Origin of the sequence: uncultured Campylobacter sp., assembly GCF_938045225.1 — a bacterium.
Classification (GTDB): Bacteria; Campylobacterota; Campylobacteria; order Campylobacterales; family Campylobacteraceae; genus Campylobacter_A.
The window spans coordinates 1-2,690 of the sequence record NZ_CALINL010000250.1 but is presented as its reverse complement, the minus strand read 5'-3'; the positions used below and the strand labels follow the sequence as shown (position 1 = coordinate 2,690).

The window sequence follows — 2,690 nt, the reverse complement described above, 5'->3', positions numbered from 1 at the left end:
TAGTCCTTACTAAGCAAGGCAAATGCAAGATGTGGATTGTCGCAGACAAGTGCAACCATCCCAGCTGGCACCAGGTCCAAAAGGGCTTTTGTAACTAATATAGCTCCAGCATTTGAGTTGCTTATAAATTTAGCATTTTTCTCGCCATCGCAGTATGTTAGCTCAGCTTTATTTGCGTTTTTTAAAGAATTTAGAGCAAAAATTTCAAGATCTTCTCCGCTAAAAGTAGCGTTTACTTTTAAAGCTATTTCACTTAGTTTCATCATATATCCATTATCACAGATCCGCCGCGCACGACATCAACTGGGTTAAATTTCTTTATTGACTTTAAAAAGCTCTCTATCCTGCTCGCATCGTCAGCCACCATGACGACGATATAGTTTTCGTTTGTATTTGTGACGATGCCGTTATATGACTTTAGTATCGCCTCAAGGCCAGCAAAATTTTCACCAAGCGGGATTTTCACAAGCGCCATCTCTTTTTCGACAAATTCGCCACTTTCTATGACTTTATATGTTGGTATGAGTTTGTGAAGCTGCTTTACGATCTGCTCTAAAACCCTCTCATCGCCGCTTGTGACGATGCTTAGCCTTGAGAAGTTGCTCTCAGGTATCGGAGCAACCGTGAGCGTGTCGATGTTGTAGCCCCTGCCCGCAAAAAGCCCAGAAATTCTAGCCAAGACGCCATGTTCATTTAAAACTATAACCGAAATCGTTCTTCTGATACTCATTTTTCTTCCTTGCTCTTTAATATCATATTATAAATCGCAGCCCCTGCTGGAACCATAGGAAGCACGTCCTCAAAGCGGTCGATCCTCACGTCGATAAGAGCTGATTTTTTACTCTTGATCGCCTCTTTTAAAGCTTTTTTAAACTCATCTTTACTCTTGCAAACAAAGCCAACGCCGCCAAATCCCTCAGCGATCTTTACAAAATCAGGCTGTAAGCTAAGATCAGTCGATGAGTAGCGCTTTTCATAGAAAAATGTCTGCCACTGGCGCACCATGCCTAGGAAATTGTTATTTAAGATGATGTTGATGACGGGCTTATCTATCTCGGTGGCGGTCATCAGCTCTTGGATATTCATGAGGATCGAGCCGTCGCCGGTGAAATTTACGACGATGTTTTCGGGCTTTGCCGCTTTCGCTCCGACGGCCGCCGGCAGGCCAAAGCCCATAGTCCCCTGGCCTCCGCTAGTTATCAGCTGGCGCGGCCTATCAAACGGATAAAACTGCGCGACCCACATCTGGTGCTGGCCGACGTCGGTGGCGATCACCGCGTCTTTGCCTGATTCTTTTAAAATTTTAGCTGTCTCGCGCACGACCCACTGCGGTTTTAGGACTTCGTCGCTGTCTTTGTAATCCAGCGGATTTAGCGCGTCGTAGCGAGCCAATATCTCGCGCCACGCGGTCAAATTTTGCTCATTTACGGTTACTTTTTCCACCACCTCTTCTAGGACGCAGTTTAGATCGCCCACGATCGGAAAGTGCGCGTTTACGATCTTTGAGATCGAGCTAGGGTCGATATCGACGTGGATGATTTTGGCGTGTTTGGCAAATTCGCTAAGCTTGCCCGTCACGCGGTCGTCAAACCGCACGCCCAGCGCGATGATTAGATCGGTTTCGCTCATCGCCATATTTGCCGCGTAGCTGCCGTGCATGCCGACCATCGAGAGTAGATTTTTATCCTCGTGCGCTAGGACGCCAAGCCCCATCAGCGTTTCGACTGCTGGGATGCCCGTCTTTGCGCTAAATTTACGCACGAGCTCACTAGCGTTCGCCGCCACGACTCCGCCTCCTAGATATAGTAGCGGGCGTTTGGCCTCGGCGATAACCTCGAGCGCCTTTTTGATCTGCTTTGCGTTGCCCTTGTAGGTCGGTTTGTACGTCGGCATCTTTATCTCGGTCGGGTAATCAAAATCCCCCACGGCTGCCGTTATATCCTTTGGGATATCGACGTGAACGGGCCCCGGGCGTCCCGAGCGAGCGATATAAAAGGCCTCTTTTAGGATGCGCGGTAGCTCCTCGATACTGCGAACGAGGTAGTTGTGCTTCACACACGGGCGAGAGATGCCCACGGCGTCGATCTCCTGAAAGGCGTCCGTGCCGATAAGCGAGGTCGGAACCTGGCCGCTGATTAATATAAGCGGGATGCTGTCGGAGTATGCGGTTGCTAGACCCGTGACCGCGTTTGTAAAACCGGGACCGCTCGTCACAAACGCCACTCCGACCTTGCCGCTAGCACGCGCATAGCCGTCTGCGGCGTGCACAGCGGCTTGCTCGTGACGCGTCAAAACGTGCTTGAAATAACTCTGCTTGTACGTCTCGTCGTAGATGTTTAGCGCCGCGCCGCCCGGGTAACCGAAAACCGTCTCTACGCCCTCCTCGCGCAAGGCTTCCATCACCATGCGCGAGCCAGAAATGCCTTTTATCATCTGTATCGCCTTTTGATAAATTTGACCCCGATTATACAGCTTTAAGGTTTAAAAACGCGTAAAATCGGGCTTGGAATTTGGGCGGTACTTTAAAGGGGCTTAAATTTGAGTAAATTTGCCAGCGAAATTTAAAAGGATTCAAATTTGGATATGTTTTTAAATTTGATGCGCCGAGACCCGTATCTTTACGATGCTAAAATTTAATTGTCAAATTTACATTTTACTTCTTTGTTAAGGGGGAAGGGGCTTGAATTACG

Annotated in this window: 3 protein-coding genes; all 3 read right to left on the bottom strand. The window is 48.6% G+C overall.

The window, feature by feature from the left end:
* Positions 1-263, bottom strand: a 263-nt coding sequence (locus Q0200_RS08905) for an LpxD N-terminal domain-containing protein (protein ID WP_297940479.1), incomplete at its 3' end; no start/stop codon positions are given.
* On the bottom strand, positions 263-724 hold the full coding sequence (gene ilvN, locus Q0200_RS08900; RefSeq protein WP_223154204.1) for an acetolactate synthase small subunit: 462 nt from the start codon (positions 722-724) through the stop codon (positions 263-265). The genes Q0200_RS08905 and ilvN, both read right to left, overlap by 1 nt.
* A gap of 2 nt (positions 725-726) precedes the next feature.
* Entirely contained in the window at positions 727-2,433 is a 1,707-nt protein-coding gene (locus Q0200_RS08895) for an acetolactate synthase large subunit (protein WP_297940477.1), read from the bottom strand.
* Positions 2,434-2,690 lie beyond the last annotated feature (257 nt).